Source organism: Leptospira dzoumogneensis, assembly GCF_004770895.1.
Classification (GTDB): Bacteria; Spirochaetota; Leptospiria; order Leptospirales; family Leptospiraceae; genus Leptospira_B; species Leptospira_B dzoumogneensis.
On sequence record NZ_RQHS01000022.1, the window covers coordinates 132423 to 158587 of the forward strand.

22 protein-coding genes are annotated in these 26165 nt (G+C 39.9%); 11 read left to right on the forward strand and 11 right to left on the reverse strand.

Annotated elements, in window-relative coordinates:
- Window positions 1-79: 79 nt before the first annotated feature.
- From EHR06_RS17565 to EHR06_RS17575, 3 genes are read left to right on the forward strand one after another with little or no spacing between them, the layout of a single operon-like run.
- The gene (locus EHR06_RS17565) at window positions 80-907 is read left to right on the forward strand and encodes a MetQ/NlpA family ABC transporter substrate-binding protein (RefSeq protein WP_135758201.1); all 828 of its coding nucleotides are present in this window, start codon (window positions 80-82) and stop codon (window positions 905-907) included.
- Entirely contained in the window at window positions 886-1926 is a 1041-nt protein-coding gene (locus tag EHR06_RS17570) for a methionine ABC transporter ATP-binding protein (RefSeq protein ID WP_135758202.1), read from the forward strand. Before EHR06_RS17565 ends, EHR06_RS17570 begins: the two co-directional genes overlap by 22 nt.
- Complete coding sequence (locus tag EHR06_RS17575; protein WP_135758203.1) at window positions 1923-2597, forward strand: methionine ABC transporter permease; 675 nt, start codon at window positions 1923-1925, stop codon at window positions 2595-2597. The genes EHR06_RS17570 and EHR06_RS17575 overlap by 4 nt, the downstream gene beginning before the upstream one ends.
- A 147-nt stretch (window positions 2598-2744) precedes the next feature.
- Here EHR06_RS17575 and EHR06_RS17580 read toward each other — a convergent pair whose 3' ends face one another.
- Genes EHR06_RS17580 through EHR06_RS17595 form a run of 4 tightly spaced genes read right to left on the reverse strand, consistent with a single transcriptional unit; the run spans window position 2745 to window position 5972 of the window.
- Window positions 2745-3227, reverse strand: a complete 483-nt coding sequence (locus EHR06_RS17580) for a hypothetical protein (protein ID WP_135758204.1) — start codon at window positions 3225-3227, stop codon at window positions 2745-2747.
- 11 nt (window positions 3228-3238) lie between these two features.
- Window positions 3239-3682: a c-type cytochrome gene (locus EHR06_RS17585; RefSeq protein ID WP_244288648.1), complete on the reverse strand. Its 444-nt coding sequence runs from the start codon at window positions 3680-3682 to the stop codon at window positions 3239-3241.
- Between the two features lie 9 nt (window positions 3683-3691).
- Window positions 3692-4777 (reverse strand): metallophosphoesterase family protein, encoded by a 1086-nt coding sequence (locus EHR06_RS17590; protein WP_135758205.1) that lies wholly within the window; start codon window positions 4775-4777, stop codon window positions 3692-3694.
- A 34-nt stretch (window positions 4778-4811) separates the two neighbouring features.
- A complete protein-coding gene (locus EHR06_RS17595; RefSeq protein ID WP_135758206.1) occupies window positions 4812-5972 on the reverse strand; it encodes a cytochrome-c peroxidase in 1161 nt (386 codons plus the stop codon).
- Window positions 5973-6486: 514 nt separating this feature from the next.
- Here EHR06_RS17595 and EHR06_RS17600 point away from each other — a divergent pair.
- Window positions 6487-7098 carry a beta-class carbonic anhydrase gene (locus EHR06_RS17600; protein ID WP_135758207.1) on the forward strand — a complete coding sequence of 204 codons (612 nt, stop codon included), beginning with the start codon at window positions 6487-6489 and terminating at the stop codon, window positions 7096-7098.
- Window positions 7099-7163: 65 nt separating this feature from the next.
- Here the strand turns inward: EHR06_RS17600 and EHR06_RS17605 are convergent, their stop codons facing one another.
- Entirely contained in the window at window positions 7164-8420 is a 1257-nt protein-coding gene (locus EHR06_RS17605) for a hypothetical protein (protein WP_244288649.1), read from the reverse strand.
- A gap of 258 nt (window positions 8421-8678) precedes the next feature.
- On the opposite strand from EHR06_RS17605, the gene EHR06_RS17610 reads away from it, so the two are divergent.
- Window positions 8679-9023, forward strand: a complete 345-nt coding sequence (locus tag EHR06_RS17610) for an ArsR/SmtB family transcription factor (protein ID WP_135758209.1) — start codon at window positions 8679-8681, stop codon at window positions 9021-9023.
- A gap of 8 nt (window positions 9024-9031) precedes the next feature.
- Here the strand turns inward: EHR06_RS17610 and EHR06_RS17615 are convergent, their stop codons facing one another.
- Both EHR06_RS17615 and EHR06_RS17620 read right to left on the reverse strand, forming a co-directional pair.
- On the reverse strand, window positions 9032-9988 hold the full coding sequence (locus EHR06_RS17615; RefSeq protein ID WP_135758210.1) for an NAD-dependent epimerase/dehydratase family protein: 957 nt from the start codon (window positions 9986-9988) through the stop codon (window positions 9032-9034).
- Window positions 9989-10118: 130 nt separating this feature from the next.
- The gene (locus EHR06_RS17620; RefSeq protein WP_244288650.1) at window positions 10119-10475 is read right to left on the reverse strand and encodes an LA_3696 family protein; all 357 of its coding nucleotides are present in this window, start codon (window positions 10473-10475) and stop codon (window positions 10119-10121) included.
- A 230-nt stretch (window positions 10476-10705) separates the two neighbouring features.
- Here EHR06_RS17620 and EHR06_RS17625 point away from each other — a divergent pair, with 230 nt between their 5' ends.
- Together EHR06_RS17625 and EHR06_RS17630 are read left to right on the forward strand one after the other, a co-directional pair.
- Window positions 10706-11647, forward strand: coding sequence for an LA_2444/LA_4059 family outer membrane protein (locus tag EHR06_RS17625; RefSeq protein ID WP_135758211.1), 942 nt, complete (start codon window positions 10706-10708; stop codon window positions 11645-11647).
- A gap of 66 nt (window positions 11648-11713) precedes the next feature.
- Complete coding sequence (locus tag EHR06_RS17630) at window positions 11714-13690, forward strand: sensor histidine kinase (protein ID WP_135758212.1); 1977 nt, start codon at window positions 11714-11716, stop codon at window positions 13688-13690.
- On the opposite strand, the gene EHR06_RS17635 is transcribed toward EHR06_RS17630, so the two are convergent.
- Window positions 13687-15123 carry a RecQ family ATP-dependent DNA helicase gene (locus EHR06_RS17635; protein WP_135758213.1) on the reverse strand — a complete coding sequence of 479 codons (1437 nt, stop codon included), beginning with the start codon at window positions 15121-15123 and terminating at the stop codon, window positions 13687-13689. The genes EHR06_RS17630 and EHR06_RS17635 overlap by 4 nt on opposite strands.
- A 128-nt stretch (window positions 15124-15251) precedes the next feature.
- Window positions 15252-18422 carry a fibronectin type III domain-containing protein gene (locus tag EHR06_RS17640; RefSeq protein WP_135758214.1) on the reverse strand — a complete coding sequence of 1057 codons (3171 nt, stop codon included), beginning with the start codon at window positions 18420-18422 and terminating at the stop codon, window positions 15252-15254.
- Window positions 18423-18669: 247 nt separating this feature from the next.
- Here EHR06_RS17640 and EHR06_RS17645 point away from each other — a divergent pair, with 247 nt between their 5' ends.
- The 3 genes from EHR06_RS17645 to EHR06_RS17655 all read left to right on the forward strand — a co-directional run bounded on the left by EHR06_RS17645 (window position 18670) and on the right by EHR06_RS17655 (window position 20848).
- The gene (locus EHR06_RS17645) at window positions 18670-18993 is read left to right on the forward strand and encodes a DUF2834 domain-containing protein (protein ID WP_135758215.1); all 324 of its coding nucleotides are present in this window, start codon (window positions 18670-18672) and stop codon (window positions 18991-18993) included.
- A gap of 161 nt (window positions 18994-19154) precedes the next feature.
- Complete coding sequence (locus EHR06_RS17650; RefSeq protein ID WP_135758216.1) at window positions 19155-20090, forward strand: ABC transporter ATP-binding protein; 936 nt, start codon at window positions 19155-19157, stop codon at window positions 20088-20090.
- Complete coding sequence (locus EHR06_RS17655) at window positions 20087-20848, forward strand: ABC transporter permease (protein WP_100711797.1); 762 nt, start codon at window positions 20087-20089, stop codon at window positions 20846-20848. Before EHR06_RS17650 ends, EHR06_RS17655 begins: the two co-directional genes overlap by 4 nt.
- A gap of 21 nt (window positions 20849-20869) precedes the next feature.
- On the opposite strand, the gene EHR06_RS17660 is transcribed toward EHR06_RS17655, so the two are convergent.
- Window positions 20870-24049, reverse strand: coding sequence for a SpoIIE family protein phosphatase (locus EHR06_RS17660; protein ID WP_135758217.1), 3180 nt, complete (start codon window positions 24047-24049; stop codon window positions 20870-20872).
- A 112-nt stretch (window positions 24050-24161) separates the two neighbouring features.
- Complete coding sequence (locus EHR06_RS17665; protein ID WP_135758218.1) at window positions 24162-25067, reverse strand: AraC family transcriptional regulator; 906 nt, start codon at window positions 25065-25067, stop codon at window positions 24162-24164.
- A 129-nt stretch (window positions 25068-25196) separates the two neighbouring features.
- Here EHR06_RS17665 and EHR06_RS17670 point away from each other — a divergent pair, with 129 nt between their 5' ends.
- Window positions 25197-26048 (forward strand): NmrA family NAD(P)-binding protein, encoded by an 852-nt coding sequence (locus tag EHR06_RS17670; RefSeq protein WP_135758219.1) that lies wholly within the window; start codon window positions 25197-25199, stop codon window positions 26046-26048.
- The last annotated feature ends 117 nt before the right edge of the window (window positions 26049-26165 follow it).

A 26165-nucleotide genomic window follows, 5' to 3' on the forward strand; every position in this document is an offset into this window, starting at 1 on the left:
ATATAGCAGATTTTTCTACTATCCAAGAAGAGCAGATTTGAAAATCCTTGGACTAGTCTAATTCCGACTAGGTGAATCAATGAATCGAAAACTATTTATCATATTACTTGTCCTTCTTCCTTTCTTTATAAGCTGCGGAAAGAAAGAAGCCCCCAATCTTCCCGGCGATAGAAAAAATCTGAAGATAGGGATTTGCCCAGGACCTTACGGAGACCTTCTGAAAAAAGGTGTCTTCCCGGATCTAGAGAAGAAGGGTTACAAGATAGAGATCGTTCAGTTCAGCGATTATATCCAACCGAATCTTGCATTAGCTTCCGGTGATATAGATGCGAATTTATTCCAGCATCTTCCTTATCTGAAAAAATTCACTGCGGATAAGGATCTAAAGTTAAGTGCGATCGTCAATATTCCTACCGCTCCGATGTCCGTGTTTGCCGGAAAAACCAAAAATCCTAAGGATATAAAGGAGAAGGCATCCATAGCTTTGCCGAATGATCCTACTAACTTGTTAAGGGCTTTGAAACTTTTCCAAGAATTAGGATTTATTAAAATAAATCCGGATGCAAGTCCGACTAAAGCTTCTTTAAGCGATATTACTGAAAACAAAAAACAGATCCAATTCTTACCATTAGAAGCGGCCCAACTTCCTAGATCTTTGGAAAGCACGGACTTTTCCGCGATCAACGGAAATTTCGCACTCGCTTCCGGTTTGGATCTGACAAAAGCGGTAATCTTAGAAAAGTTAGCGGAAGAGCATAAAAATATCATCGTGGTCCGTGAACAAGAAAAAGACAGCATATTCGCCAAAGATATAGTCGAGGCGGTAAAGTCTGAAAACTTCGAAACGGTTATAGATAACGATTTTAAAGGATTCCAAAAACCGGAATGGTTCGGAAAACGGAAGTAAAAGAAAACTCCCAAACTATATTAGAATTTCGGAACGTTTTTAAAACGTTCCCGAAATCTTCACATCCTTCTATCGAGGATATCTCCTTAAAGATAGATAAGGGAGAAATTTTCGGTATTATAGGAACTACAGGTGCCGGAAAAAGTACCTTGCTTAGATTCGCGAATTTATTGGAAACTCCAGATTCAGGTCAGGTATTTTTCCGATCGGAAGATATCTCCCACTTAAGGGGAGAAGATCTAAGACATCATAGGTCCAAGGTGGGAATGGTATTCCAACAGTCTCATCTGGTCTTGAATAAAAAAGTTTTCGATAATATCGCGCTCCCATTAAAAGCATCCGGTTGGAAAAAAGAAGAGATCCGCGCGAGAGTGATCGAACTTTTATCCTTAATCGGACTGGAAGACAAAATAGATTCCTATCCGAACCAGCTTAGCGGTGGACAAAAACAAAGAGTGGGGATCGCAAGAGCGATCGCAAATCACCCTACTCTACTCTTATGCGACGAACCCACCTCGGCTTTGGATCCGGAAACCACCCGCTCTATTTTGGGATTATTGAGAGACATCCATAAAAAGTTCTCTATTACGATACTTATCGTGACCCATGAAATGAACGTGGTCAGAGAGATCTGCGATTCCGTAGCAGTATTAGAAAAAGGCAAACTCATAGAAACAGGCTCGGTATATTCCCTATTTGCAGATCCTTCTCAAGAGATTACTAAAAAACTTACCGGACATGCGTTCACAAATTCCATTCCGGAAGAAACTTTAGCTAGAACGGAAGGTAGAATATTAAGAGTAGTCCTGAAAAACGAGATCGCTACAGAACCCGTACTTGGAAAAGTGATCCGTGCTACGAATCAGGTCCCGAATATAATTTACAGCAAGATAGAATATATTTCAGGAAGACCGATCGGCGTTTTTTATTTTGAAACGGATCCTTTAAACGATAATACTGATACGATCAGATCCGCATTCGTTCGATACGGTGCAACCGTGGAGGAAATTTTCAGATGAATCTTTCCAAATGGATAGAACTATATCCTGAATTAGTCGACGCATTCGGACAAACCTTCTTAATGCTTGGGATTTCTCTGTCTTCCGCTTTGGTATTCGGGATCCCCTTAGGATTTTTGATCTATCTTACGGACAAAAAACTATTTATTCCGAACCGATTCTTCCATGCAGTTCTCGGAGTATTGGCAAATTTGATCCGATCCATTCCATTTGTGATCTTATTAGTCGCACTGATCCCTCTCACTCAAAGTTTAGTAGGAACTACAATCGGCCCGCTCGCAGCTTCAGTCCCGCTTTCAGTAGCAGCAATCCCATTCTTAGCCAGGTTAGTGGAAACATCTCTACGAGAAATTCCGGAAGGAGTTTTAGAAGCAGCAGTTTCCACAGGGGCAAAACTAAGTTTGATCATCAGAGAAGTTTTGATACCGGAAGCGCTTCCGGGAATTTATTCTGCAATTACGGTCACAACCATCAGTTTATTAGGATATTCCGCAATGGCAGGTATCGTGGGTGGAGGAGGAATAGGAGATCTTGCTATCCGATTCGGATATTATAGATACGAGGACGATATCATGTTCGCGACGGTTTTTGTTCTGATCGCCTTAGTCCAAACATTCCAATGGATCGGAGACAAAACCCGCAAAAAAAGCGATAAACGTGTTTCTCATTAATTTTTTATTCGAGAAGAATATACCGTCCTTCTCGAACAAAAAGAATCCGCAAGCGGACCTGCGGATCAAATGTCGTGGTAATGAAAGCGGGACCTTCTCATTTTCCGAAAAAACGATCCGGTCCCGGTCATTGCATATTCAAAAATTTTAATTATCAAATGCACCTAAGGAGACCCATTTGTTTTCTTCTTTTTTGTATCTCAAAACTCCTTTCAAAGGAATGATCTCCCCGCTTTTTGCATCATACCAACGAGAAGAGGAAAGATTTGCGAGTAATGAAAAATGCAACAGCTTCTCCGTTCCGGATTTGTTTGCGGAATTTTGCATTACCCAGCCGACATATTCCCTGTGATATCTTCCCTCCTGGGCATGATGAACATAGTTACGAACATCTTCCTTAAGCTTTACATTAGCGGAGAAGGGAACGTACAGCAGATCCTTGCTTCCGGAGGAAAAAGATTCTTTCATAGAGATCGCTTTTTCGGCATGCATATCCTCTACAGTTCCGAATAAAGAGAGCCCTTTTTCCAAATCCGTTTTACATCTGGAATCACTGATCTCGGATCCGCAAAAAACCAAGGAGAAAAATAAAACGAAAAGAATTCCTAAAAACGGACTATATCGAATCATATTCATTTTCCTTAATGTTTTCCGGGAGCTAAGACTGAATTCCTTCTCTCGAACATGATATATGCTTCCAATGCGATCATTTTAGGATCGTCATAGGCCAAAGGTTTTCCCTGCAGTGGATTCTGGATACACCAGTTGATCATCTCCCTCAATGTGGAAACCTTACCTATCTGTTTCTGGAATTTAGGATAAGTTTCCGGATGTGTATTGGTGGCATTCGGATGACACATAGCGCACTGTACCGTATTTCCTCCTAATTCAGGTCCATGGAAAAGTTTTTCTCCACGAGCCACCGTCTCCATGAATGCAGCATTCCATTTGTCTTCGTTGGATTTGTCCCAGTCATCTCCGAAGACCAAGGACACCGTCCCGAAAATCAGAAAGAAAACGGAGATGAAAATCCCTAGTAAAATTTTGGATTTAGATCTATTTCCAAGAGTATGCCGATCGTCCATAAGATTCTCCTAATAATGAGTTTGAGGAAGTATCCTGGATTCGGGCTTTTGGTAAGTAGAATCCACCGGATGTCCTGCGGATTCGTCGTATTTCACGATCCGATCCTTATTCTCCCAAAGTTTATAATGCATTTCCTCTCTTGCATTATCCATGTTTACGAATGCCCAACCGGTTCCGTCTCTCTCATGGAACGGATCCTGACGATTCATGAAGACGGTCATCTTAGGAATATAATGAGGTGACTGTGTATAACTTTCAGGATAAGGCCAAGGCCAAGCGGTAGACATTAACGCGTAGAAACTTATATTCTTGATCTGGTTGTACAAGACCTGATGCACATGTCCGTGAAAAACGGTCACATTATCGAATCGATCCAGAATGGATTGGATCTTCTCCGCATCGTCCGTCCAGAAATTCCAAGGTTTATAGATTTTATATAATGGAGAATGGGAAAGAACAACTAACGGAGTCCCGCTTTTTATATTCTCCAAATCCTTTTTCAGCCAAGAAATCTGATCATCTCCCACCATAAAAGGAGAACCATTCGGGTTATCCAAACGAGCCATCTCGTTCATTCTTTCTTCCGGAGTTTTCCAACGGTTGATCCAAGTATCATAAGTCAGGATACTATTCAGGACAACGAAATGGACTCCCTTATGATCGAAGGAATAATTGAGTTTGCTGATCTTATCCTGCCAATACTTCCCAAGATCTAGATAATAATCATGTTCCCCGATCACAAACTTTACAGGAACTTTAAGCTTGGATAGAAGTTCCATACCATGATCCAGTTCTTCTCTTTTTCCCAACTGGGCCAGATCTCCTCCGAATACTACAAAGTCAGGCCTCGGGAACATTAGGTTCACCGTTTCGATCGCTTTATTCAAACCGCTATCGAAATTACGAACGAAATTTGTTCCCTTAATATGTGTTAGGTGAGGATCCGAAATGAATGCAAAGGTAAATTTTTCATGCGTACCCTTACCTCTTCCTCCACAGGCGATCTCCACCAAACTCATCGGAACGATACTCGCAGCGAGTAATCCCCCGGCTCCGCGCAAAAAATCCTTTCTGCTCAGTTTACCTTCTTCCATAACTCCCTCCCGTCGGAATATTTCCGGTCCTTCCTCATTTTGGCATATTAGGCAAAACCGGACTTGTTAAGGATTTTAAAAAAGACACAAGGTCCGCTTTCTCTTGACCGCTAAGTCTTAAAGGACGAATACCACTGCTTAAAAAAGGATTCGACTCCCCACCTCTATCATACAGATCGATTACCTGCTCTAGACTTGTTAAACTTCCGTCATGCATATAAGGAGAAGTTAATGCTATATTTCTTAGACCTGGAGTCTTAAATGCTCCCAGATCTTCACTAACTCCTGTGACCGCAAACCTACCCAACTCGGAAGATTCTATATTGGTAAGTATTTCTTCATCGGAAGTAGGATTGTTTTTTGATTCGGACTTTTTCTGGAGGATCTCTTCTAACTTAGGCTGTATTCTTTTGAAGCCAACTCCCAAATTATGGAATTTATCATCGATAAAGATCGCGTATGTTTCTCCTATCATATGGCAGTCTTGGCATCTTGCCTTCCCCATATACAGATTCAAACCTCGGATTGCAGACTCGGATAATGCTTTTTCTTCTTTTCCGAATCTATAACGATCAAAAGGAGAATTTCCGGAAATGATCGTTCTTTCAAAAGATGCGATCGCCATGGCAACATGATCGATTCCGATAGAATCCGGATCTATTCCGAAGACTGTCTTGAACTTGGAAGTATAATCCGGATCCGATCTTACGATCTTTATAAGATCGTCATGGCTGGAAAGACCATGCTCTACCGGATTTAAGAGAGGATCTTTGGACTGAGCTTCTAAATCGTTCCTTCTTCCATCCCAAAACTGTGTTCTATAGTAGGCTGCATTTAATACCGTAGGTGCATTTCTCGTTCCGGTAAGATTTTTAATACCTTTAGAGACCTTAAGTTTATCTACAAATGCCTGTTCCGGTTTATGACAGGTAGCGCAAGAAACTGTTCCATCCAAGCTGAATCTTTTGTCTGAGTATAATTTAGCGCCTAACGATACTTTATCGCTGGATTGAGGATTGTTTTTAGGGACAGGTATATCGGGTAATCCCAAAATCCCGCTCGGAATATAGGTAAGTTCCGTTAAGTCTGTGTCCTTCTTTTCTTTAGGACCGCAGCTTATACAATAAAAAATGAATATAAGAAATATATATCCTAAAAACTTGGAATCGATTCGCGAAAACAAAGATACTTTCATACGACATCGCCGACAAAATTTCCGCTTAGAATAGTTCTAGAATTAAAATAGGTCAAGGCCTACAGGGAGAAAAAGTTAGATTATTAGAATTTTTTTATCCTTCAACTTGAGAGTAAGTTTCAAAATTTATAAATAAGTTAAAACATTCGTTTTATTTAAAGTAATCAGATCTCATGAAAAACTATACATTCTTAAAGTATAATATATATGGAAGAATATCTAAAACCTTTGTTTATCTTCTCATTTCAAATCTTTTTACGTTATTTCATGCTTGGTGTAAACTCGACGGAAAATCGAAGTTTAGCAAGTTTTGGAAATTAATTATTTCCAAAACTAAAATAAAGGTACAAAAGCCCTGTCTAGAAATTCCAACACGCGATACACCCCGTCGAACTACCCACCCTTCACAAAATACTGAGCTTCTCTCTAACCAATTATACACTCTAAGACTCTTTTTCTAGCTTCTTCACTAAAATCAGCAGATTTATCCGTTATTACGGATACAATATCCGCCATGTCAAACTCAACTGTATTGCAAAAAGAAACCAGCAAAGTGCATGAAGAAGTCATAGAGGCGAATCGGAAGTACGTTTCCGAGTTCGGTAAAAAGGGAGAATTGGCACTTCCCCCTGCCAGAAGTTTTACGATCCTGACCTGCATGGACGCAAGATTGGATCCGGCTAAGTATGCGGGTCTTTCCGAAGGAGATGCTCACGTTATACGAAACGCAGGAGGAAGAGCGAGTGACGATGCGATCAGATCTCTCATCATTTCCCATAAACTTTTAGGCACGAAAGAATTTTTCGTGATCCATCATTCAGACTGCGGAATGGCATTATTCACGGACCAGATCATCCGCAACCTTTTGGAAAAAAGTCTAAAAACCGCAACCGTAGATTCCAGCGGATGGAAGAATAAAGAAGAATCAGGAGGATCGGATGAAGCTAGATTCATCTCCTTTCTAACATTTGAAAGTCTGGAAAAAAGTGTGGTAGATGATGTGAAAAGGATCAGAAACCATCCTCTGATCCCTAAGGATATTCCTGTTTACGGATACTTCTACGATGTGAAAACCGGAAAACTTGTGGAAGTGGAAGAAGCTACCAAGATCGGAAGAGCTTCTTGATCCTTAAAAAGAGTTACCGGAAGAAAACAGATCATTCATTTCTAATATTTTCTTCCGGTTTTTATTTAGATCCTGATAGAATATCCGAAAGACCAGATAATACTATGAAGCGGGATCTTTTGTTCTAAGTGTTTGTTCACAAGAGCCTGCTTTACATTAGGATCTAATCCGGAATTTTGGATGGAACTTAAGATAAGATCGTTCACGAATCCATAACCTTTAGAAGGATCTATAGTCAATCCATCATTAGAATTCCCTGTTAATGGACCTACCCAGGTTGCGCCAGGCACGGTTCCGACCGTTTGGCCTCCTACATTATTCGGATAATAGTAGTTATTATCTATCATATAAGTGTTCGGCCTGTAAACGTCGGTGAGCGAGAAAGAGAATCCCAAATACTTTACGGTTACCTTATAGTCTATATTCTTAAAACCGGACCTTCTATCTATATTATCGTTATAGTACTGATACCCGAAATCTATACCTGGTTGGATCTTAAAATTTTCAGTGATCTCATAGTCATGGAACACCGAGAATTTATGAAAAGTGGTACCATTAAACGCGTTAGTGGGATATCCCGATTCCAGGTCCTTCTCCCCTGCGATATTTGAACCGCCGATCCTTTCAGAAGTCACTCTCACATTATAGGTATAAGTCGGATGAATATACTTCAACACAGGCAATGCCCAGCCGAAAGTAAAAAGTCCTAGAGCAAAACTAGGCTGATTATTCGCATAATAGATCCAACCCGCATTCCAATCTCCTAAACGATTGGTGGACCATCTGTAATTGAGAAGAGTGGCAAGACCTTCTCTCAATCCGTTAGGCTCCTTTCTCAATCTGTTCGTATTCGGATCTTCCGCAACCTTCTCCTGATCAACTCCCGGCCCGTACGGATGTGATTGAAAAACTCCGTCCACATCTCTGTTCGTTCTTCCGGTCAATGGAGAATAATCCCTGATGATCAGTTGTAAACCTTCCACAGGAGTGGGAATATTCACCATCGTATCCAAGATCAATGATTTAGGAAGTTCAGAATAATGAAGATCTCCTCTTCTATCAAAAGCATTTCCGAATAAACTGTTACCGTTGATGAATACATCATTGGTCAAAGACTGGGTCCAAATCAGGTCATAATTTCTTTTTTGAGAGATCTGTTTTTGGTCCTTCAATTCCTGCACATTACCATCGGCCTGGACGCTTGCGACTTCCGATTTTGGAACCCGGATCGGGATGGAATCTTCTAAACTAAATATATAATATTCTTCCGCTTCCTTCTCCAGTTTGAGATTTTTTAGGACTTTCCCGGATTTTAGTCTCACCTCATCTCCTAAAAGAGATGTGATCAAAAAGAAGGAAAACAGCAAAATCGCTAAACTTCGGTAGGATTTCTGAATCGACCTAAGTGTTTTCATAGGAGTCTCCTCTGTTCCGTTTACGCAATCTTTGGGCTTTAAGGCAAAACGGAGCATTTCCCCAATAGTTCAATAATATTTGAACTTTAAAACTTAGAAAGTGCTTGTCAATCTTTTGTTCAAATATTATTGAACTTTATAAGGAGTACTGGAAAAAAAATTCCGATGTCTAAACAGCCAACTCACCCTAATTTAGATCAGATAGAATTGAACTCTATATTCGAGGCGGTAAGTGATCCGATCCGAAGGAAGATATTATTGGACCTTTCCGAAAAAGGAGAATCGAATTGTTCTACCTTTCTGATCTATGCACCTAAAACAAATCTTTCGTATCATATGGGGAAGTTAAGGGACGCGGGGATGATTTTTACTAGATACGAAGGAACCCAGAGATTTTCTATCATCCGTAAAGATGACCTGGAAAAAAAATTCCCAGGCCTGCTCGACACAATTTTAAAAAGTGCAAAAATAGAAAACAAGCAAGAAGAAGTTTCCCTGCTCAAAGTCTAACTCTAAACTTAACCTTTCATTAATTGTAAACCTTCGGCAATACTAACCACAGGTTTATATCCTAATTCTTTTTTGGCCTTATCGATACGGATGGTACATTCTTTTCCCATTATATCTACAGGAAATCTCATCATCGGAGGTTCTTTACGAATTCCGAATATTCTCCAGGTCCCCTCCACTATCATCGCTAAAAATCCAGCCAGTGCAGAAGGAACGGAAGCCTGAGGAAGTGTAATTCCTTGGGTTTGCATCATCTCCGTTAAAAATGTTTTCACAGTCCTATCTTCGTCATCTGTGATGAAATATATTTGGCCTGGTGTGCCCATTGTTAAAGCAAGTTCAGTTGCATGGACCAAATTCGGGATACAAGTCACTGAAGTTTTGGCTCTTCCTCCATCCAGCCACATAAATTTTCCTTCGGCCACCATCTTTTTGAGAACAGGAAGAACGGACGTATCTCCCGGACCCCAAACTAGTCTGGGTCTTAGAGCTATCGTCTCGAATCCTGGACGATTTGCGGAGACCACTTTTCTTTCGGCCTCTCCTTTTGTGCGGCTATAATAGTAAGGAGTTTTTTTAGGATAAGGATAAGTCTCATCTATCTGGACCATGTCTTGCCCATGAAAAAGTGCGGCCTCTGTTCCCATATGTATAAATCTTTTGACACCTGCTTTTTGAGATGCTTCTAATAAGCGAGAAGTTCCTTCTACATTTCCTTTCCAAAAATCTTGGTACGTTCCCCATGGGCCTACGAATGCTGCGCAATGGATCACTATATCAATTCCGGCTAGATCTTTTTCAGTGATAGATTCTAAACTTCCACTTACTATTTCAAAACCTTGCTGAGTTAAAGCAGAGTCCGTTTTTGGAGATCTGGACAATACTTTTACCTTATGTTTTTCTTTTAAATGACGAGCAATCGCTCCGCCCACAAATCCGGAAGCTCCGGTAATAAATACATTCATAACTTCTCCCAAGTTCAATTTTTCGGAACTTGGGAAGAAATGTATCTTAAAAACCGGAAATGGTCGTATAAAATTAATAAATTCTTTCCGAAAGGATCGACCGTATTCTCAAAGGCAAATATTCGATTTATTAAAAGAAAATTTTTGCCAAAGCAAAATAAAATCCACCTGCCGCAAAAATAGAAGAGATGGTCCATCTTGTCTGAGAAATAATCGCAGAATGAATATTGGACATCCCATTCCACATTTCGGATTTAATTTCTGTCCGCATATCCCCCATTTCGACCCTTAGCTCAGCAATCGAATTGGAAAACGCCTTGGATTCTTCTGAAAGTTTACGATCGAATTTTTGGGTCATTATCTCCTCCATGTTCTTCCTTCCTATCGTATGTATTTTATTCATCAATTCCAATAAAGATTTGGAAGCCTCTTCTCCCAAGGCATCTCGAATAGACTTAGATATCATAAATATATAATCAATTTCCATACTACCTCCGAGAGAAAGTTATTCAACACATTCCCCTCCCTCTATCTCTTCCTGTTCAGAAAAATTCTTTCCGCTCGTATCTTTTTAAGAGATGAAAGTGTTATATTTGGAAAATCGATTCCGCGGAATATTGATTCCACATATTATTTTTGCTTTTCCGGCATAAGGTCTTAAAGTCGTTGACCTTTCTATACTTTGGGAGAAAAATTCTTCGACGGAAGTGGATCGGAATGCGCTCATTTATAAAATATTATGTTTTTATTTTATTCAATTTGATCTTGGCCGCAAATTTAGAAACTTCGGAAGAAGTTCCTAAAACCGAAATCTCCGAAAAGAAAAAGCAAAAATTCGAATTATTATTAAAGAGACAAACTTATAGTTTTATTCCTTATAATTTCACTTCTTATTCTGAAAAAACCGATCCGAATACATCCATAGAAACAAACCATTTGCAGCAAAACCAAAAGGTACTGGTTCCTGCGGTTTTTAGTTATGAAAATTATGAGAAAAATTACAGAGCGGAGATCTCTTATTACGAAGTAGAATTGGTGAATCCGAATTCGAATGTGATCCGGTCCGACTCAAACGGTTTATCCGCAGAAAGATTGTATTATTCCCCTTTAGCAAGATCGGAATTCGAAACAAATTTTTATAAGATCATTTCTCCCGTTCAAAACTGGAATTTATATTTAGGCGGAGGACTTCGTAATATCAATAAGTATACCTACGGCAAATACATGTTAGATGGCGCTTTCCAGGAATATTTTTATACGTACGGCCCACAGATCTCTGTCCAATCTTCTTACCGATTCATGGAAAATTTTACCGCAAATTTAAGCTTGGATCTGTTTTATACGGAAGGAACTAGATTTTTCAAAACTCCGATGATCTCTACGGATACATTGGTTTTTACGAATGGAAGCGCCGGGACCAGAGGGATTTTCAGAGGTTATGAGTCCGAAATTTCTCTCCAATATAAATTCCATGAGAATATGAGATTTCATTTGGGGTATAACCAAATTTATTCTTATTTCAGTTATTTACATTTCGATCAATTGGATCTAAGTTATAATATTTCTTCACCTTCTTCTATCTCTATTAGTAATGGTTCCAGATCCGGGAACTATGAGATTTTAAGAGGATTCTTCTTGGGGTTTTCAGTTTTTTTTTAAAATGTTTCTTATGCAATTTTCTATACAGGGTTCAGGCGGAGAATAAACTGGAGACCAGAGATTAGAATGAGGTCATCTATCTTTCATTTACTAGTTCTCTTGCTTTTTATGGGATGTTCGGGGAAAGCCGAGGTCTATTCTCCACAAGCAAAAGATGGAATTTTAGATCTGAGAGACTGGGACAGAGATCGTTTCTCTACCGTTGCCTTAGATGGTGATTGGGAATTTGCAGATGGAGTTATCTCTCCCGATAATTTTACAAAAGACGGATCCATTTCCGTTCCCGGTGCATGGAACTCATTTATAAAGAACGGCAAACAACATGAGGGAGAAGGTCTAGGCACTTACAAACTCACCGTCTTACTTGACAAACCGGCAAAAGATCTGGCATTTCAAATCGGAGACGTATCTACGGCATTCAAACTTTTTCTAAACGGAAAACTACTGATCGAGAACGGGAAGATCGGAAATTCCAGAGAAGAAATGCTTCCTTCCTATAAACATCCGATTGTCTTAATAGATGAAGAGTCCAAAGAACTAAAACTCATATTACAAATATCAAATTTTTATCATAGAACCGGAGGTCTTCGCAAATCTATTAAGATTGGAGATACCCTAGCCGTTTTCGAGGAGAAAAAAAGACAGGTAGCGCTTGGCTGGGTAGTTTTCGGTGCCACCTTCTTCATGGGCCTTTATCATTTGATCTTATTTTTAATGAGAAGAGTGGACAAATCCGCACTTTGGTTCGGATTATTCTGCATCGATCTAAGTATCAGAGGTTTTTTTACGGGTTCCGTTTTTATATACGAAGTCACTCCCGACTCTTTCTGGGTTTATATCCATAAATTGGATATTTTAACCTTCGTATTGGCACTCCCCTTATTCTCCGTTTTTCTAAAAGCGGTTTTTCCTGACGAAAAATTCCATTCTTATTTTAATAATCTATTCATAGGTGTAAGTTCTATATTCTTTATTTTGGTCCTTGCACTGCCTTCCACCGAATATATGAACTATATTAGGATCTTTCAAGGTTTCGTGGGAATTAGTATAGTTTACTTCTTTATAATGATCGCTCTGTGTATTTTCAGAAAAAGAGAAGGTGCCATTCTATTCGCGGTGGGCTCCTTAATACTTTTCCTGACTACATTAAACGATATTTTAAACCAAAGTTTGATCATAAAAGCAGAATATTTAGCGAGCTGGGGCCTTCTCGCATTCTTATTCTCCCAAACCGTAATGCTTTCTGTCAGATTTTCCAACGCATTCGTAAGATTGGAAGAACTCCAAAAATCATTGGAACAAAAAGTAACCGAAAGAACCAAACAATTAGAAGAAGCAAAACATATCGCCGAAGAAGCGAATTCTCTTAAAGACACATTCTTATCTTTAGCGACTCACGACTTAAGATCTCCGATCACAACGGTAATCGGTATTTTACATTTGATCAAAAACGATTACGAACAATTGGACGATAAGTCCTTATTGGAATGGGTTGATAGAGCGGAATATACATCTTCTCAATCTTTAGAAATGATCGCAACACTCTTGGATCTGAATCGACTTAAATCTGGTTCGTTTCCTTTGGACAATAGTTTGATCTATGTATATCCGGAAGTAGAAGGTGTATTAGCGAAACTTCTTCCCCAAGCGGAAGCAAAAAAGATCCGTATCATCAACAAAATCCCGGATGATGTAAAATTGAACGTAGATCGAGCTTTATTCGCCGAAATATTTATCAATCTAGTTTCCAATTCCATAAAATTCTGCAGAGAAAATGATACGATCAGTATAGGATTTTCTAATAAGAAAAATGATCCGGAATTTTTTGTAGAAGATACCGGGATAGGAATACCTAAGGATATGATCCCCAATCTATTCTTAACAGAGATTAAATCCACGCGACTCGGAACCAAAAATGAATCCGGTACCGGTTTAGGTTTACCCTTGGTCTATAGTATTATAAAAGCGTATAACGGAAAAATTTCAGTAGAATCTGAAGAGAAAAAAGGAAGCAAATTTACATTCTGCATTCCTAGGATTTAAGTTTTAGAACAAATATCGCAATTTCCGCAGGAATGGAAACTTGCACCGAAATATTCGTATAAAAACTCCCTTCTACACTTTTCCGACTTCAAATACATAAGCATCTGATACAACCGATTCAAACTCGCCTTTTTTCTTTCTTCCAGAACTTTCGGGTCCGTTAAAACGTCCGGCAATTCTCCGCGTAAAACAAGAGACCTTCTCTCCAAATCTCCCGATGTAACTCCATGTCTTTCGAAAAGATTGAGAACCGTCTGTAAACGGTGATCGCCTCGATTCTTATGCACTACCATTGATTGTAATTCTTCATATTCAAGAGAGGATAATTTCTCTCCAACCGACTTTAAGACCCTATGTACTCGGATCATAAAATTCTCATCCGGATTCTGCCATTCGATAAAATCCATAAGAACAGATAAGTCGTCTTGGTTATAAAACAAAAGACAGTCGGAAGGATTACCATCCCTTCCCGCTCTTCCTATTTCCTGGTAATAAGATTCCAAAGAAGAAGGTAGTTCGGCATGAATGATCGTGCGAATATTCGCCTTATCCACTCCCATCCCGAATGCATTCGTGGCTAAGAGTAATGTGTTTTTAGAATTTAGAAAATCGTTTTGGATCCTTCTTCTTTTATCGGAAGGCAGCAGCCCGTGATAAACTCTATACCGGATCTTCTCCATATCCAAAAGTTCCGAAAAACTTTCTATGTTTTTGATCAGATTAAAGTATACGATCGTATTTCCTTGCAGATTTTTTAGATAAGAGATCAGTTCCTTTGCCTTAGAAGAAGAATCCACGAAAGTCCTGACTTCCAAATAAAGATTCGGCCTGGAAATCCCTTCGTTATATACTTCGATCTCCGATTCGGATAAACCGATTTGTTTGATTATATCCTTTTGGATCTCTTTTGTCGCTGTTGCAGTTAATGCGATTATCCTAGGATATTTTAAGATCTTTCTAAATTCGTGGATCTTTGTGTAGTCAGGCCTAAAATCATGTCCCCATTGGCTGATACAATGGGCCTCGTCTACAACCAATAAAGAAACTTTTCTGGTCTTGAATATTTCCAAAAAATGGAACTTACGAAATCTTTCGGGAGAAACATAAAGAATTTTATATTTTCCATTCTTCAAATTTTCATAACGAAGATTACGTTCTTCTTTAGAGATAGATGAATTCACGAACTCCGCATCTATTCCTAAAGATTTCAGTTTATCTACTTGGTCTTGCATAAGAGCAATCAATGGAGAAATTACAACGGTCAATTCTTCCAAGGCCAAGGCAGGCAATTGGTAACATAAAGATTTACCCATACCAGTAGGCATGATCACTAGACAGTTTTTGCCTTCTAAAACATCTCTGATAATTTTTTCTTGAGAAGATCTGAATTCGGAGACTCCGAATATCTTTTTTAATTCTTGTAGATCGGACATTCGGACAGTTTCCTTTTTGGAGCCGATCCTATTTTTGCCAATCCGGTTTTAAATTCTTTTGGAGAATAAAAAAAGCCCCCGTCTCTCGACGAGGGCTTGGAAACCGTTCAGAGAGCTTAGAACGATACTTAGTACTGGTTTTCCAAACAAGTAATCTCCGTATTACGGTTCGAAATTAAAGTGTGGCTTACACAATAATTCTCCACCGGTGGAGGGTTATTTGTAGGATAATAGTAAGTCGCAGAGGTCGTGCTGATAGAACTACCATAATATCCAGTCGGACCTAAGTTTCTGTCTTCCCTTGGAATAATTCCACAGGCCCAGCCTTCTCCCCAATAATCGAAAACTACTCTTCTATAATATCCCGCATTTGAGCCGGAGTAATATCGAGAGTATCCAGAAGGACAACTTGCTGTAGGAGCAGTCCCGTTATCTTGCACAACATTTGTTACGAACGCACAATTGTGAAGATTACAACCCTGTGATTCGACTGCAGAACCCGCACAGCCTTGTGTAGGATCCAAACAAACTCTGGATCTGGATTGGGTTCCAGGTCCACATTTAGTACTACAAGTACTCCAGCTTGAGAAGGTTCCCCAACCGGATGTTCCTTCTAAAGTTTTTGCACTTAGAGTTCCAATCCAAGAACTTTTATTTCCCACATCATCCACTGCGATAATACAGAAATTGTACACAGTATTCTGCAACAATCCTCCCACTATATAGGACACGGCCTGACCCGGAACGTAATTATCTAAGTTCGGATAACGTGTGTCTACCGCTGCACTACATTCCGCGTTATTTGTGATCGGAGAAAGTGATACTCCTATCTTATAACTGGATACCGGTCCGACCATTCCGTCGTCTCCGACATTATACCAATTCAGTTGGATTTGATCTAAAGAAATAGCGGCTGCAGATCTGCTGGAAACCGGATCAGGAACCACACTATCCAAGTCCTTAGCGGAAATTTGAACCGAGTCTATGCCAGTTCTTGCTCCCCCGAAACAGGTTCCAGGATCATCCTTAAAGGAAAGTTCCAGTAGATAATTGCCGGGAATATCCGGAACGAAAGACGCAGACAACTGGTTTGCATTCGTAATATTAGAATCTAATAATGCAGATCCGACCGGTCTGCTGATAAATCTCCATTGGTATGAATAGTTGGATACATTCGCTCCACAAATCCCTTTATCAGGATCGGAAGAGTTCGTACCATTCAAATTCACGACTTGAGAGATCATTCTATCCAATTGGTCCGGCCCTGCATCCACAATAGGAGCCTTATTACTCATACGTGTCCTTGCAGAAACTGTTCCGTTCCAACTGCTGCGATTGCTTACTTCATCATACGCTCTCACGCAGAAATAATATCTGGTATCTTCCGAAAGATCATTTACCCTAAATGTGACAGACGATCCTGCTGTAATACCGAATAACGCATTCGGGATCGAAACAGCCCCGTCACAATCGTTATCAGTATTGATCACGTTGGTGGATTTACGAACATCATAAGCGGCCGCGATGCCGGTATTATTATCATCTCCTACGGCAGTCCAAGTTAGATCCACTGAAGTTTCGTTTACGGTAACCGCATTTAAATTGGTGATATTTCCCGGACGAGTTAAGTCAGGAGTAGCCGGAGTTGTTGCCTGAACAGTTCCTGTCCAAGAACTTCTGTTCCCGTTCCAATCGAATGCACGAATACAATAATAGTATGTGCTGTTCGGAGAATGTCCGTTGATATCCAATACTTCAGGTAAACCGGAATTTTTCGGGACTAAGGAATGCGCAATTGCAGGCGCGGAATCACATTGAAGGTTGTTAGTGATCGCGGCAGAAGCCCTTCTTACCTCATATGCCGCGGCACGACCGGAACCGCTATCATTGCCCGGAGCGGTCCAACGAAGTCTTACTTGAGTGAATGTCATTGCAGTTGCAGTCAAGTCGGTGATAGAACTTGGAGCAACGGAATCCACTACTGTCACTTTTGTGGTAGCGCTGGTATTTCCTATAGTTGCAGTCACTCCCGCAAGCCCGGGAGCATTCGCATGTAATGTGGAATTTGTCAAAGTTCCTACCGGAACTCCGCTGACTGCATTTCCTGTAACGACCATATTCGGACGAACATAACGTGGTTGACCCGCAAAAGATGCGGATACTGCAAAAGTAACATTTTCACCCACGTCCATTTTCAGAACGGAAGGGATCAAAGTTAAACTATCAATAGGAGGATTTGTTTCTCCATTAGGAGTGCGGTCCGCAATATTCGGGATCCCATCCGTATCCGAATCGGGAAACAGAGTGGCCGGCGGAGAAGCAGCACTATTTGGATTAAAACCGTTATCCACTTCCCAAGCATCTAGATATCCATCATTATCCTGGTCTGTTTTGAATCCGGAAGTATAAGTGGGATTTCCGGCATCTACAGGATATTTAAATGTGTCCGAAGTAGGATGACTGGAATTATTTCCATAAGAATCCACAGCCAAGACCTGCATTTGGATCCCGCCAGAAACCATCGCTTCATATGGAATATTTGCGCTGTACCAATTTCCGGATTCAGGAGTCATGGGAATAGCAACCAAACTATTTCCTACCGTTCCGGTAAGAAGATACACTTGCATTGGATCCCCATCCGGCTCTATAACTCTAGTCCTGACCATATAAGGTAAATAAGAACAATTCGTTTTAAAATAATAGAAAGCTCCCATTATATTCGGAGCATTATTTCCCGCCGGAGGAGTTCCCCCGCCGAATACCGAAAATGTACGAGTGGAAATCGTGATTTTATCGCCGTTTATGGATGTTCTTCCGGTATTCCAACCTCCGGTAATCCTTCCTGAATTATTATCTTCAGGCGTTTGGCTGATCACAAATCCCTGGGACTTCTTCCGATTTAAATTCAGAGAACTTAATTTATCAGAATCTAATGTGATTGTTATGATAACGTCCTTTTTAAATCTATAAGAAGGAGTTATTTCATACAAAGAAGTTGTAGGAAAATATCCTTGTGGAAGAGAATTGGAAGGCGGATCGTATTTAGTGATCTCAAAAGATTCTTCTCCATCCATCGCACCTTCCGGGATGAAAACCGTAAAAAGACCGTCTGTGGATTGTATGGTGGTCCCGCTTGGCCCGGAATTTCCGCTTCCTGCGAATACTCCCGCTTTTTCCAATGATAAGAATGACAAATTAGATTTCTCATCCCATCCGACAATTTTATTTAAAACTTGGCAGCCCGCAAGAAAGCTTGTGACAGCTAACGCTATACCTACCGAGCGAATTAGATTACGCATCTTAGTTCTCCTAATCTCAAATTTCACTTAACGTTCATTTTTAGATTTTGAAGAATATAACCCAAACGGATTAAGTTCCGTCAACTGGAGAAAATTTTTTGACTAGTTTTACATAAAATTTGAAAAAAATTTACGGATCAGGGAACCTTCTCTCGATTTTTTTACCCCGTTTTGGATAAAATTTTTTGTAGCGCTCCCTACAAAAATTCAGACTCTTTGTTATTAAACTTTTAACCAAGAGAACAAAATGAATCTTTCCATATTTAGAAATCTTCTGATCACCTTAGGCTCTGTGTTTACCGCAGGCTTTTTATATTTAGTGCTCCCACCTTTATCACAAAACTTCGATGTGATCGGTGCGTTCTTAGGAGGATTTGTAAATCCGTTCTCCAGCGCTTATGCCCTGGATATAATTTTTACCTGGCTTGTGCTCGCGGCTTGGATCGTATATGATGCAAAAACAAAAGGGATCAAGAATGGATGGATCGCACTTCTACTCGGTGTGGTTCCCGGTGTGGCAGTCGGAGCTGCTTATTATATTTATCTAAGAGAAAAGCAAGGCCGCAATTGATTTTGTAGGAATTCCAATATTCGGTTTCCATATGATGGAAACCGACCAATCTCCAGGGGACTACAAAACCATTCTATCTTCTAAAATTGGTGTGGGCCAATCTAATCGAGTTTCATATTTTGGATAATCCCATAATTTATTGAACGGTTTGAAGGAATCGTATGAACTCCAACTCTCCCATTGTTTCCATCCAAAACCTCTCCAAATCCTATTCCAACGGATTCCAAGCCTTAAAAAATATAAACTTGGATATTGAAAAAGGAGAGATCATCGCTCTTTTAGGCCCGAATGGCGCCGGAAAAACGACCCTGATCTCTATTATCTGCGGGATAGTAAATCCCAGCTCCGGTTCCGTTTCCGTCGGCGGTTACGATATTATCAAAGATTACAGAAAGACCAGATCCATGATAGGTCTTGTTCCCCAAGAACTCACAGTCCATGCATTCGAATCCGTTTTGACTACTACGAATTTTAGCAGAGGCCTGTTCGGAAAATCGCCTAACAAAGAATATATCGAAGAACTTCTAAAATCTCTTTCTCTTTTAGAAAAAAAAGACCAGATGATCATGACCTTATCCGGAGGAATGAAAAGAAGAGTACTGATCGCAAAAGCATTATCTCACGAACCATTAGTCTTATTTTTAGATGAACCTACCGCAGGTGTGGATGTAGAGCTTAGAAAAGATATGTGGAATGTAGTAAGAGCTCTCAGAGACAAAGGTGTCACCATCATCCTCACCACACACTATATCGAAGAAGCGGAAGAGATCGCAGACAGAGTCGGTATCATGAACAAGGGAGAATTGGTCCTTGTAGAAAAGAAAACCGAACTAATGCATAAATTAGGAAAAAAACAGATCTTGTTGGATCTTGTTTCTCCTCTCCAAAGTCTGCCGAATAATTTTAACGGTTATGAACTGGAATTAAAGAACGAAGGAAAACAATTATTGTATACCTACGACGGCCAGGAAAAACAAACCGGGATCGCAAACTTCTTGGAACAATTGAGAAAATCCGGAATAGAATTCAGGGATCTGAATACCACCCAAAGCAGTTTGGAAGAAATTTTCGTACAATTAGTGAAGGAATCCAAATGAATCTGAACGCAATCAAAGCCATCTATTTTTTCGAAATGGCAAGGACAAGAAGGACATTGATGCAAAGTATTGCATCACCTGTTCTTTCTACTTCTTTGTATTTTATCGTTTTCGGTTCTGCGATCGGATCCAGGATCCAAGAAGTGAACGGAGTGTCTTACGGTTCCTTTATCGTGCCGGGACTGGTTATGCTTTCTCTATTGACTGAAAGTATTTCCAACGCTTCCTTCGGGATCTATTTCCCTAAATTTACCGGAACTATTTACGAAATTTTATCCGCACCGGTTTCCAGCATGGAAGCAGTGATCGGTTTCGTAGGAGCTGCAGCGACCAAGTCTTTGATCTTAGGTTCCATCATGCTTGCAACAGCTTCTTTGTTTGTCGAAATTAAGATCGCTCATCCATTCTTGATGGTGTTCTTTTTGATACTAACCTGTGTTTCATTCAGTTTATTCGGGTTTATCATAGGGATTTGGGCGGATAATTTCGAAAAACTGCAAGTCATTCCTATGTTAGTCATCACTCCTTTGGTTTTTTTGGGGGGAAGTTTTTATTCCGCAAGCATGCTCCCTCCTTTCTGGCAGACTGTTACTCTATTCAACCCGATCCTATATCTGGTCAGCGGGTTCAGATGGAGTTTTTACGAAATAGGAGATGTAAGCCTTGAGATCAGTTTAGCAATGATCTCTCTTTTCTTAATTTCTTGCCTATGTGTTGTAGCTTGGATGTTCAAGACTGGATATCATATTAAGAAATAATAAAACAGTGGGGAATACGGCCTAAGATCCCTTAGGCTGTCCATTCCCGTTCGAAAAGCGGTCCGAATATTTTTTCAAAAGATCCTGTACTTTCGAAATAGATTCGTTGGAAGGATCCAAACGGACCGCATCTTTTAAGATAGAATCCGCCCTATCGAAATTTTTGACCGCTATATAGATCTCAGCCAGATTCGTTAGATTTTTGATATGAGAAGGTTCTCTCAATCGAAGACGTTCACTAAAGTCCAAGGCCTTTCTGATCTGACCCGCCTTTCTTGCAGCAAAAGAAGCCACATACAAGATCTCACTATCTATCGGATTCATCTTAAAATAATCTTCCGCATATCTTGCGGCCTTTTGGTAATCTTTTAACTTCAAGAAAAGTTTTATAAAATTCTTTTTGACTTCCGGAACTCTGCTATCCAAAGATTCCGCTTCTTCTAAATAACTAAGCGCCTCTTGGGTATCTTTATTTAAGAAGGTTTCCTTTGCGCTTCTGAGTAGTTCCTTGATCCTTTGCCTTTTTTCGTCTTGAGGGATTGTATGTTTTCCGTTTCCAGTAAAAGATAATCGGATCAGAGAAAGATCATCGCTTAATTTACCGTTATTCAAAATGACATTATAGATCTCTTGAAGATCTCCTCTTCCCTTTTCCACGGAATTCAAGAATAACTTTTCATCATCATTGATGATCCTATCCCCATCCGAATCCATACCCACGATAATATCATCCCTGCCATCGGATCCGACAAAGATACAATCCCCCGGCTCCAACTGGAATGTTTTGATAAAAATAGTACCTTCCACTCCGGTTGTTCCTAATTTCCTGAACATGAACTCATTCTCTATAAAACTTGCGATCCCATCCCGGTACAAAACCGTCCAAGGATGTTCCGCATTAATATAATATAATATTCCGAGTTCATCATCCACGAGGCCGATCACGGAGGAGACCAGCATAGAACCGTCAAAACTTTCGAATACCTTATGCAATTCGATAAATGCGTTCTTCAACCATCTTTCCGGAGATTGTTTTTTGATCGTGTCCACTACTCTGGTCCTTTCGATAATGGATTCGAAAACGGAACCCAAAACCAGCGCTCCTCCCGCACCCTGCATGGATTTACCCATCGCATCCCCGTTCAAAAAAACGGTATAAGATCTGCCCTGCAAATCTATATGATTGGAGATATTCAAATCCCCGCCGATCTCATCTTCATGTTTCCTAAAAGTGAATCTTTTCTTTTGTTTCAGAAGAAATTCCACTTTTACGTTTTCTTGATTTGCCTTATTCGAACCTAAGGGTTTGATCAAAAGAGAAGTTAAAAAATAATCCGCATCCTGTTGTTGTTTTAGTTCCTGGACCTCGTTTAATGTCTGTTCCAGTTCCTTTGTCCTGTCTTTTACCTTCTCTTCCAGTTCATTGGCATATTGTTCCAATCTTTTTCTGGCGGCCTGAATGGATCTGGCCATTCTATTAAAAGATCTTGCGATAAATCCTATCTCGTCCTCTACTCTTGGAACCAATCTATATTCCAAATTCCCGGAATTCACTTCGGTCAATCCGACTACGATATCTTCCATCGGTTTTACGATCGCATTATGGAAGAAGAATCTAAATCCAAAACTAATAGTAACTATCATCACCAAAAGACAGATCACCATTACTAATGAAGGAGAATGCAAATATTCCCTGAAGGATCTGTAAGTGAATCCTACCTCGTAAATTTTTTCATTCTCAGGGTGGATTACCAAATAGGCCAAATAGAACTCCGGAGTTTTTTCATCCGCTTTATTAAATTTGGCCCCTCTATACATCCTTTCTCCCACTTCTCTTAAAGAAGTTAACGGAAGAATGAAGGAAGATCTTACCTCTAACTCGGATTTTCCGGAAGATATATCCTTCTCCACTTTTTTGCGAACTTGCTCGAGCACTGATCTTAAACCTATCTCTTCCGAATTTAAGAGTTTAAGCACCGCCGCCGGATCATTTTTAGAAGGAAGATTGGAAAATTTATTTTTTATAATATTCAGTTTTTTATTTAAGAAACGAAAGAAATCGATAAGCTCCTCATCCGAAACTTTTGTTTCTCCTTTTGATTCGTAAAAATTCTTAATCCCTTCCGAATATGCGTAAAACTCTTTAGGAGAATTAGAAAGAATGACCTTAGATCTTTCCCATCTTTCTTTAGCGTTCAATGTTCCCATATTGGCAAGTTTTCGGATTGTATTAAAAAATTTGATCTCTAAACGATCTTCCGGATCGAACCTAGGGTCCTTCTCCCCTTTCTCTAAAACGAACTCTTTAGATTCCGGATCAAAGGATAGAAGGTAGGCAAATCCCTCCGGTTTCTTACCTTGAAACGCGGCAAGTTCGGAAGCTTGTACTTTTAATGTGTCAAAGGAAGTTTCATAACCGTTTAATATCGCATAACCGACTAACTGGAACGCTAAAAGGAAAGTAGCCATAGTCACAGCCACAATCTTACTCAAAATGGTGGTCCTTTCCTTGGTAGCATTCGCGTAAATGATCAATACAAGAAAAAGACCGGCTACAAGCGCAATATCGGTAGTATGTTGGAATACTTTTCTAGAAACGGAGCCGTCCCTGCTCATTACATTCAGAATACCGGGAATGATCGTGATGGTAGAATAAGCGATCGCGATATAAATGATCCATCTTCTCTCTTTTCCTCTCTCTACAATTGCTCTCCAAGTAGCGGAAGCCAAAAAGGAAAAGTTATATATCAAAATTATAATGGAAAAAATTTTGTAGAACTTATGGGATTCGAAATCCCAATAATTGCTGCCTATATTAAAACGATGGTCCGATTGTAATGTCACCGCAATAAATGCAGCTTCGACAATCGCGAGTCCCGCATATAGAATAGAATAAACGGTTAAACCGAACTTAACGTTTCTTGGATTCGGAAAATAAAAGAAAAATATAAAACACTGAATAAATCCCATCATAGGAGAAGGGATCGCCAACCAGCGATGGATGATCGTCCATTGATCAAAGGAAATGAACGCGATAATGTAAGCTAAATGAAATATGGTCATCGCCAAGGTGGAGAGACCCAAGTGAAATGCTGCCTTACTTCTATCCTTTATACTTAAAAAGAAGAAGGTAACGTAAATGGAAAAAAGACAGGCTAATAGAGAACCGAAAAAGTAAAAATTAAAATAGAACTGATCCATATCGGCAGCATAAAAAGAATCTCGAAACCGGTTTCCGTCAAGAAGATTGTTTGAGAATTAGAACCGGTTATAGGAGAAGAAGCGATTAGAACGATTCCATTCGAAAAAGCGACTAAGCTCCCAATCTCTCCTGCTCTGAATTTCTAGGAGAAAGACCATGTATCCTTTTATAAGCTTTGGAAAAAGCAAACGCAGAAGAATAACCCACGGTCCTTGCAATCTCTTCCAAGGTAAAATTTTCCTCTGCCATCAGAGCTTTACCCCTATCCATTCTTAATTTTGCCAAATAATCCATGGGAGTGGACCCCAAAACATCTCTGAATCGATTTGCAATAGAAGCCCTTGAAACACCGACTGCTCTGGATAATTTTTCCAAGGTCCAAGGATGAGAAAGTTTTCTGTGTAATGCTTCTAATGCCCTCAAGATCTTTTCGTCTTTAAACGCACTTCTCCATCCGGGAGAAGAAGAAGGATGGGTCTCCAGCCAGTGTCGGATTACGTAGTATAGAAGAATATCGGTCAATCTTTGCAGTATCAGATCGGAACCGATACCTGAATCCAATTCTTGAGAGATCAATACTTGGGTAGTGTTCAATGGATGATGCGCTAAAACATCGGATGACTTTACTAAAATAAAATCAGGGAGTTCTAAAAAGAACGGATGTTGTACCGTTTCAGGAACCTCGTAACGAACTGAAACAAATGTGGTTAAAGGTAGTTTTTCGGACTTCTTTTGTTTTTCGGATAATTCTCTGAACTTGGCAATGTCCACGACCTTATCATTGGGAGAATATACCAGCTCATGATCCAAACCTTTTGCAACGAATAGAATATCTCCTTTTTCCAAATGGATCAGTTTGCCTTTGATCCTTGCATAACAAGAACCTTGGGAAAGAATATGGAATCCTCCGCTCCTTTCACAAGGAAAACGAAATCCCCAAGGTTTATACAGGGAAGTTCTGGCGAGTAGATCCGCTTTCCAGCCTGCATTTGTCAATATTTCCGAAAGAATGTCCATATTTTAAGAATAAACTATAATATCCAAAAGTCGATTCCTTTATACTCTTGGATATGTTTTTTAGATCCTGAGACATAGCCTAAATCCAGAACATCTTGTATCATTTAAAGTTACAGGAGAATAGATCAAATGAAAATTTTCGTTTATGGTGGAGCTGGGCAGATCTCCAGTTCGGTAATTTCTAAACTATTGGATTTAGGTCATGAAGTATATGCAGGCACCAGAAAACCTGAAGCAGGCAAAAAACTTCCGGGACTAACCTGGGTATTTGCGGATGCTACCCAGCCTACAAAAGGAATAGAAGTTTTGGAAAAAGTGGAGAGAGCCTTCTTCATTTCTCCCCCTGGATACACGGACCAATATTCAGTATTAAACCCTTGGTTCGAAAAAGCCAAAACTTCTTCTTTAAAGAAGGTAGTTTTAATGAGCGCAATGGGAGTGGACTTTGCTCCTCCCGAGGCCCCGTTCAGAAAATTAGAGATCAGTTTGGAAAACTCGGGAGTTCCTTTTACTATCTTAAGACCGAATTGGTTCATGCAGAACTTCCAAACATATTGGCTTTCCGGAATATTAAAAGATAAGAAGATATTCTTCCCTGCCGGAAATGCAAAGACCAGCTTTATCCATACGGATGATATATCATCCTCGGTAGTTTCCGCTCTTTTGAATGATCAGTTCAACGGAAAAGGGATCACATTAACCGGAAAAGAAGCTCTCACTCATGAAGAAGTAGCTGAAAAAATTTCTAAACATACCGGCCTAAAGATAAGTTACGCAGATATCAGCCCGGAGGAATTTAAGACAGGTCTTTTACAAGCAGGTGTGCCGGAAGACTATGCAAGCTTTATGGTATTCATTGCCGGAGCATTAAAAGAAGGTCATTCTTCTCCTATACTAAATACCGTTCGGGAGATTACAGGAAAAGATCCTATCTCTTTCGATGAGTATGCGGAGCAAAACAAAAAGGTCTGGTTGAATTAAAACAGTCTCTTGTTCGACCTTGATCCGATCTTTGGATCGATCGAGGTCGAGCGATTGTTACAAAACCGAGATCACCTAATTATAAAAAGTCGAAATGGAAAAATAGTACGAAAGTTT